Annotated in this window: 5 protein-coding genes; 1 reads left to right on the forward strand and 4 read right to left on the reverse strand. The window is 65.7% G+C overall.

Annotated elements, in window-relative coordinates; translation table 11 throughout:
- The first annotated feature begins 79 nt into the window (after positions 1-79).
- Positions 80-247 carry an IS3 family transposase gene (locus V6U90_RS32080; RefSeq protein WP_334444713.1) on the forward strand — a complete coding sequence of 56 codons (168 nt, stop codon included), beginning with the start codon at positions 80-82 and terminating at the stop codon, positions 245-247.
- Positions 248-331: 84 nt separating this feature from the next.
- Here V6U90_RS32080 and V6U90_RS32085 read toward each other — a convergent pair whose 3' ends face one another.
- The 4 genes from V6U90_RS32085 to V6U90_RS32100 form a co-directional block, all read right to left on the reverse strand.
- Complete coding sequence (locus V6U90_RS32085; RefSeq protein WP_334444715.1) at positions 332-1,936, reverse strand: class I adenylate-forming enzyme family protein; 1,605 nt, start codon at positions 1,934-1,936, stop codon at positions 332-334.
- Between the two features lie 251 nt (positions 1,937-2,187).
- On the reverse strand, positions 2,188-3,240 hold the full coding sequence (locus V6U90_RS32090) for an ABC transporter permease (protein WP_334444717.1): 1,053 nt from the start codon (positions 3,238-3,240) through the stop codon (positions 2,188-2,190).
- Complete coding sequence (locus tag V6U90_RS32095) at positions 3,237-4,781, reverse strand: sugar ABC transporter ATP-binding protein (protein ID WP_334444719.1); 1,545 nt, start codon at positions 4,779-4,781, stop codon at positions 3,237-3,239. The genes V6U90_RS32090 and V6U90_RS32095 overlap by 4 nt, the downstream gene beginning before the upstream one ends.
- On the reverse strand, positions 4,782-5,948 hold the full coding sequence (locus V6U90_RS32100) for a sugar ABC transporter substrate-binding protein (RefSeq protein WP_334444721.1): 1,167 nt from the start codon (positions 5,946-5,948) through the stop codon (positions 4,782-4,784).
- Between the last annotated feature and the right edge of the window lie 393 nt (positions 5,949-6,341).

Genomic DNA, 6,341 nt, shown 5'->3' on the forward strand with positions numbered 1-6,341 from the left:
CCTCGTCGAACGCCCCGCCGCCGAGCCGGTCACGACCGACGCCACAGCCGCCTGATCAAAGATTTCTCATCCACAAGTCTTGACTATTGCTCGCCACTTCCGCACCCGCACCGAAGCCCGTCTGAAGATCGCCACCTGGATCACCGACTTCTACAACCGGCGTCGCCGGCACTCCGTCTGCGACTGGCGATCCCCCATCGACTACGAACGGTCAGAGGCCCATGTGCTGGAGGCCCGGGCCGCATAACGGAGCCCTCCACGATTCCAGGGGATTGACAGATCAAGACCGTCGCCCGTGACGCCTACGGCTTCCGTAACCCCGTCAACCAGCCTAGGGCTCACCCTCCGGATCCTCCTTTTCTGAAGCGTCAGCGTAACTACGAGAGGCCGCGTCACGCTCATGAACCACTGTGCGAAGATCGGCCTTCCGCACCTTCCCCACCGAGGTATGCGGCAGAGCATCGACGAACTCGATGAAGGAGGGCACCTTGAACGACGAGAGCCGATCGCGGCAATGCTGTATCAGGTCCTGTTCAGTAACCTCCTGCCCCAGCTTCCTGACGACCACGACCTTCAGCGCCTGATCGAGCATCTCGTCCGGCACGGCGACGGCCGCCGACTCACGCACCGCCGGATGCTCGGCGATGACACGCTCCACTTCGGCGGTGGCCACGATCTCACCGCCACGCTTGATGATGTCCCGTGCACGGTCGTAGAAAGAGAGGAATCCGCCGGCCTCCAGACGGACAATGTCACCGGTATGCAGCCATCCGTCCTTGAGTGTCTCCTCGGTGGCATCCGAGTCGTTGAAGTACCCCGCCATGAGGGTGATTCCCGGATCTCCTTGCACGAGCAGCTCGCCAGTCTCCCCCAAGCCCGCCTCCCGACCGTCGTCCGTCACCACTCTCAGCTGCGTGGAGATCACGGGCCGCCCGATGGTGAGGTTGTTCCGGCGGCCGAACAGCGGGTTCATCGTCGGAGGAGCGATCGTCTCCGTCATCCCGTACAGCTGCAGCAGCGGCGCAGTGAAGCGCCTCTCGAACTCGTCGAGCTCATTCTGCGTCAGATTCTGAGCGAAGCACACAGCCCTGAGGCGATTCTCGTGCTCCGCCTCTCCGGGTGGCTGCGCGAGAATCATGCGGATCGGTGCGGCGAACAAGCTCCCCAGGGTAGCGTTGTAGGTGCGCGCCTGGCTGGCCCAGCGTGACGCGGAGAACCGCTCCATCACAGCCACCGATGCTCCGGTGACCAGGCTGGACATGATCGAGTAGTACTGCGCGTTCGCATGGAAGGTCGGCAGAACGACGAGCCATCGGTCATCCGGTCGCATTCGCAAGTTCTGCGCCACTGACTCTCCCGCGTAGAGGTAGTTCGCGTGAGTCACGACGACGCCCTTTGGGCGGCTTGTGGTTCCGGACGTGTACATGATCGACATCGCGGCACCCGGATCGACTCCGCGGACCTGGATCGGCTGCAGCGCCTGCGAGGCGCGTTCGGCGAAGTCGGCGCCCGTCGTGATCACAGCGGCGCCGCCGCGTCGCGCCGCCGCCTCGAGCGCCTCGTTGCCGGCCTCGACCAGGACAGCCCCGCACCTGGCGTGGTCCAGCACATAGGCGAGTTCGTCCGGGCTACTGCCCGGACTCGCCGGGACCATCACCGCACCGATCAGCGCGGCACCGAACCAGCACGCGAAGAACTCGGACCGGTTGCGCGTGGCGATGGCGAAGTGGTCACCGGTGGCCACTCCCATGCTCCTCAGCACTGCCTGCCCACGCTGGGCGAGAACCACGGCCTCGGCGTAGCTGTAACTGGTTGACTCGTCGCCCTGGTCGAAGACGAGGAAGGGCGCGTCGGGCGCCAACTCTGCGTTCTCGAGCAGAACGGTGCCGATTGAACCGTTCCCGAAGGGCAGGAGCGCTGCCCGCCGACTGGTCACCGACCCACCCGCTGGCACTCTCGGACATCGGCCCGAAGGTCCACACCGGAGACCGAATCGATCGGGTGATGACCCGACTTGAAAAGGTCAAGGTCGCCGCGGTCAGCGCCGCGCGCGGTATCAGCGATAGTCTGCGTCGTCATTGCCAAACTCCTCTGTGCATGTCATGCCCTCCGAAGGGACGCCGCGGACCGCGGAAGGGTGACTCAGCGGTCAGCGCCGCGCGGTGTCAGCGATGGTCCGCGTCGTCGCTACCGACGCGGCGAGCCGGTCAGCCGTCGATGTGTGAGCAACGAGGAGATCGCAACAGCGACGATGACGGCGCCACCGTTGAACACGGGCTCAACCCAGTCCTCGGTGCCGGCCAGCGTCAGCCCATTGATGCTGACCGCCACAAAGAACACGCCGGTGAGGGTTCCGGCCACAGTGAACCGGCCCGGCCTGATCGTCGTTGATCCAAGAAAGATCGCCGCGAGGGCAGGAAGCAGGTATCCGGTACCGACACCCGATGCCGCACTGCCGGTGCGAGCGAGAAGGAGGACTCCTGCCAGCCCGGCCAGACCGCCGGAGACGGCGAAGGCGATCATGACGGTTCGCTGTACCGGCATGCCCACCAGGTTCGCTGCCGATTCGTTGGATCCGATCGACAACAGCCGCCTCCCGTGCACCGTCATGCCCAGCAGGTAGGAGACGCCCAGCGCGACACAGACCACCAACCACACGGACTTCGGCACATTCAGCCAGAATTCGCTGCCGAAACTCGTCAGCGATTGCGGGACACCTACCAGCGTTTGGTATCCAGACCAGTACGCGCCGGCCCCGATCAACAGGGTGGACATGCCGAGAGTAATGACCAGCGAATTGGCTCGGCAATACGCGATCAACGCCCCGTTCACCAGGCCCACGACGAGGCCCACGCCGATGCCCACCACGACCCCGACAGCCAGTGGCAGCTCCATCGACGTGGTCGCCTTCGCCGCGGCGATCGATGCGAGCGCAACCACAGCGCCCGCCGAGAGGTCGAATCGGTGCGCCACCATCGGAACGAGCACGGCCAGCGCAACCACGATGAGGACCGCCTCGTTGGCTGCGATATTCTTGAAGTTTGCCGTCGTCGGAAAGATCTGTGACGTTGCCGGGTAGACGGCGAAGAAGACGACTACCGCAACGAGCAGTATGAGCAGACCGAAGCGCTCCACAATCGGCATGATCGACGCCGCCCAGTGGACCCCTGAGCGCGTACCATCCGGTTGGTCCGGCGACGGCGCCCGCACGGGATCGAGTTGTTCGGTGCTATGGTTCATTGCTTTCCGTCTCCCGCGTTGTAGACGTTTTCGTAGATCCATGTCCTCGTGATCTCGTCTCCGGCCGCCTGATCGGAGATCTTGCCGGCGGTCAGTACGACGACTCGATCGGCGAGGTGCAACAACTCGTCCAGGTCCGATGTCGCGAGCAGGACTCCGGACCCGGCGTCCACGGCACTTTCGATCTGCGCGTAGATGTCGCTTCGCGCGCCGACGTCCACTCCCTGTGTCGGCTCGTCCAAGAGCAGCACTGAGGGCGAGGTCCTCATGGCTCTGGCGATGACGGCCTTCTGCTGATTGCCGCCGGAGAGCTTCACCATTGGGGTGGTCGTCCCGGGAGTTCGAATTCGGTAGGTGACGACGTCACGAGAGGCGTCACCGGTCTCCTGCCCGCGCCGGAACCAGCCGAGGCGGCGATACCGACGCACCGTGGTCGCGGAGAGGTTCTCGCGAAGACCGAGGTCCAGAAAAGCACCGTCCCGAGCGCGGTCCTCCGGAACGAAGGAGATGCCGCGATCCAGCGCCTCGGCGACATTGCCCGGCCTCAGCGGGTGGCCGTTGACCACAACTGTCCCCGCGGCCGGCTTCACGGCACCGTAGATGTTCTGCATCAGGCTGGTACGTCCACTGCCGACCAGACCCGCGACCGCGACGACCTCACCGGCGTCCACCGAGAGGGACACGTCACGCAGGGGCCCGCCGGTGAGGCCCTCGACACTGAGGACCGGCGCTCCCGGCACGGACTTGTTCACCCGTCGGGAAAGGCGCGCCTGCGCTTGACCGGCGATCGCCTCGACAAGGGTGGACCGGTCGTGCTCGCTCGCCGAGCGGGTGTCGATGTGCCGTCCGTCGCGCAGCACGGTGATCGTGTCGGCGTACTCCAGGACCTCGTCCAGTCGGTGAGACACGTAGAGAATGCTCTGGCCGCCTCGGCTGTACGACTTGAGACGCTCGAGCAAGCCATGGACTTCGTCCGCGGGAAGCCGAGTGGTCGGCTCGTCGAGCACCAGCAAGTGAATCGAACTGGTTTGGCGATCGCTCAGACAGCGAGCGACCGCGATCAGGGTCTGATCCGCTGGACGCAGGTCCCGGACGGACGAGCGCGCTGCGACCTCGATGCCAAGGGAGTCGAGCAAACCCTGAACGGTTCGATGCGCCATGCCCCAGTCGATGCCGCCCCTCCGACGCGGGTACGACGTTCCAGCCAGGACGTTCTCGGTCACGGACAACTGGGGGAACAGCCCGAGATCCTGGTGTACAAACCGAATGCCCGCAGCCCTCGACCACCGTGGGGTCACGTGATCCGACTGCGAAGTGGTATCGCCCAGCCGGATCACACCGCCGGGGTCTCCCTGATAGACGCCGGCGAGGATCTTGATGAGCGTCGACTTGCCGGATCCGTTGCCGCCGACGAGGGCATGGAACTCGCTCGGGCGGACAGCGAAGCTGATGTCGGCGAGGGCGCGCGTCCCGGGAAAGGACTTCGATACACCCTGAAATTCGAGGCCACTCGCTGCAGCGCCGGTCTCGGGGCCGGCCACTCAGCCCACGCCCCAGCTGCTCGCATAGTTGGCCTGGTACCCAGAGGACTTCGGGTTGCCGTCGTAAACGTCCGTCGTCGGCAGATGACCGGCGTCCATGCTGCCGACACCGATGCCCGGATCCACAGGCTTCTCACCGGCGAAGAGCCGGTTGAGAGCGTCTGCCGTCGCCCATCCGGTCCACGTCAGCGGCCGGCCGATCGCGTAGGACTGCGTGCCGTCCCGCAGCAGCTTGATCGATGACGGGACCCCTTCGTTCCCCACCAGCAGGAGGTCCTTACGGCCGGCCGCCCGTGCCTGGCCGGCCGCGGCACCCACGCCGAGCGTGATCGCCGCGTCCGTAGGGACCATGACGACGCTAGCGTTCGGGTACTTCTGAAGCGCCGCGCTCGCCTTCGCCTGGAGCTTCCCGCCGAGCAGGTCGGCTCCGGTGTAGGAGACCTTGTGGACTGTGCAGCCGCCACACTCGCCGAGCCGCTTCTCCTGCGACTCGCCGATGAGGCGCAGGGTCGCGCTGTCGTCCTGGCGCATCTGGATGATCTCCGCCTTTCCGGCGGTCTTGGCGATCACCCAGTTGGCAATGGTCGGTCCGACGACCGTGCTGAGGTAGTCGTTGTAGGAGATGAGATCCTCACCCCAGGGCAGGTACGCGTCGAACAGCGGTTTTCCGCCCCCGCTGTAGTCGTCGTCGCAGTCGAGGGCGTTGGATCCGATCACCTTGACGCCGTCGCGCTGAATCGCCTCGATCGAGCCTTTGACTGCCGAGCAATCGACGCCGAACAACGCCACCGCGTCCACAGAGGCCGCGGCCGCTGCGCGAAGCTGCGAGTTGTACACACCCGGGTCGGCCTTGCCGTCGATGAGCTTCCCGGTCCAGCCGAGCTTCTTTGCGGCTTCGAGGAAGCCCTCGGCAGGCAGGAGGCATCCAGCGCCCTGGGTGGTGCACGCGATCGCCCAGACGGTCTTGCCGGACTGTGCCCGGGGGCCACCCTTCGGCAGCGGACGGTCCGTCCCGGCGAGCGCGGCCTCGGTGTTCGCCTTCGCCTCCTCGACGAGCTTCTCGGTGGTGGACCCGGCCTGTCCTCCCGACGGGCCTTCACCCGCGCACGCGGCCAAGGTCGATGCCAGGGCCATCGCGCAGGCCGCGACGATGCCGACTCTCTTCATCACATCTCCTCAGTTCTTGCGGCGGCTGGAGCGGGGCCGGGGCCGGTGGGGGTGGGCCACGGTGTCACCGCACCAGTGCGTGGGGAAACGGGCCCCGCGCGGCTGTCCTTGGTGAGCACCCAGCTTCCGTGGCCGCTCAGCACGCTCTGCACGGCCTGGCCTGGTGGCGCCGAAGTGCGGCTACCTCTCACCAGCGTGACGCGGACCACAGGTACTCATGGCGGTATTATTGGCCCCTGCTTGGTACCGCGTCAAGGAGTGCCAGCAGAAATGGCGCCGAGACCCCTCCCTGTCACGCTGATGTGAGACAGCCCGTCTACCAGGGGATACTCTTCCTGGACGGTCCTGAGGAGAGATCATCAGCATGACTTCGAAGCCCCCCGAGAGCCTGGA

Source organism: Micromonospora sp. CPCC 206060 (genome assembly GCF_036906895.1).
In the GTDB taxonomy this organism is placed as follows: domain Bacteria; phylum Actinomycetota; class Actinomycetes; order Mycobacteriales; family Micromonosporaceae; genus Micromonospora.

Bases quoted from the DNA above. Each gene is read 5' to 3' on its own strand.
- V6U90_RS32090 (WP_334444717.1), bottom strand. From the start codon at position 3,240: ATGAACCATAGCACCGAACAACTCGATCCCGTGCGGGCGCCGTCGCCG.
- V6U90_RS32100 (WP_334444721.1), bottom strand. From the start codon at position 5,948: ATGAAGAGAGTCGGCATCGTCGCGGCCTGCGCGATGGCCCTGGCATCG.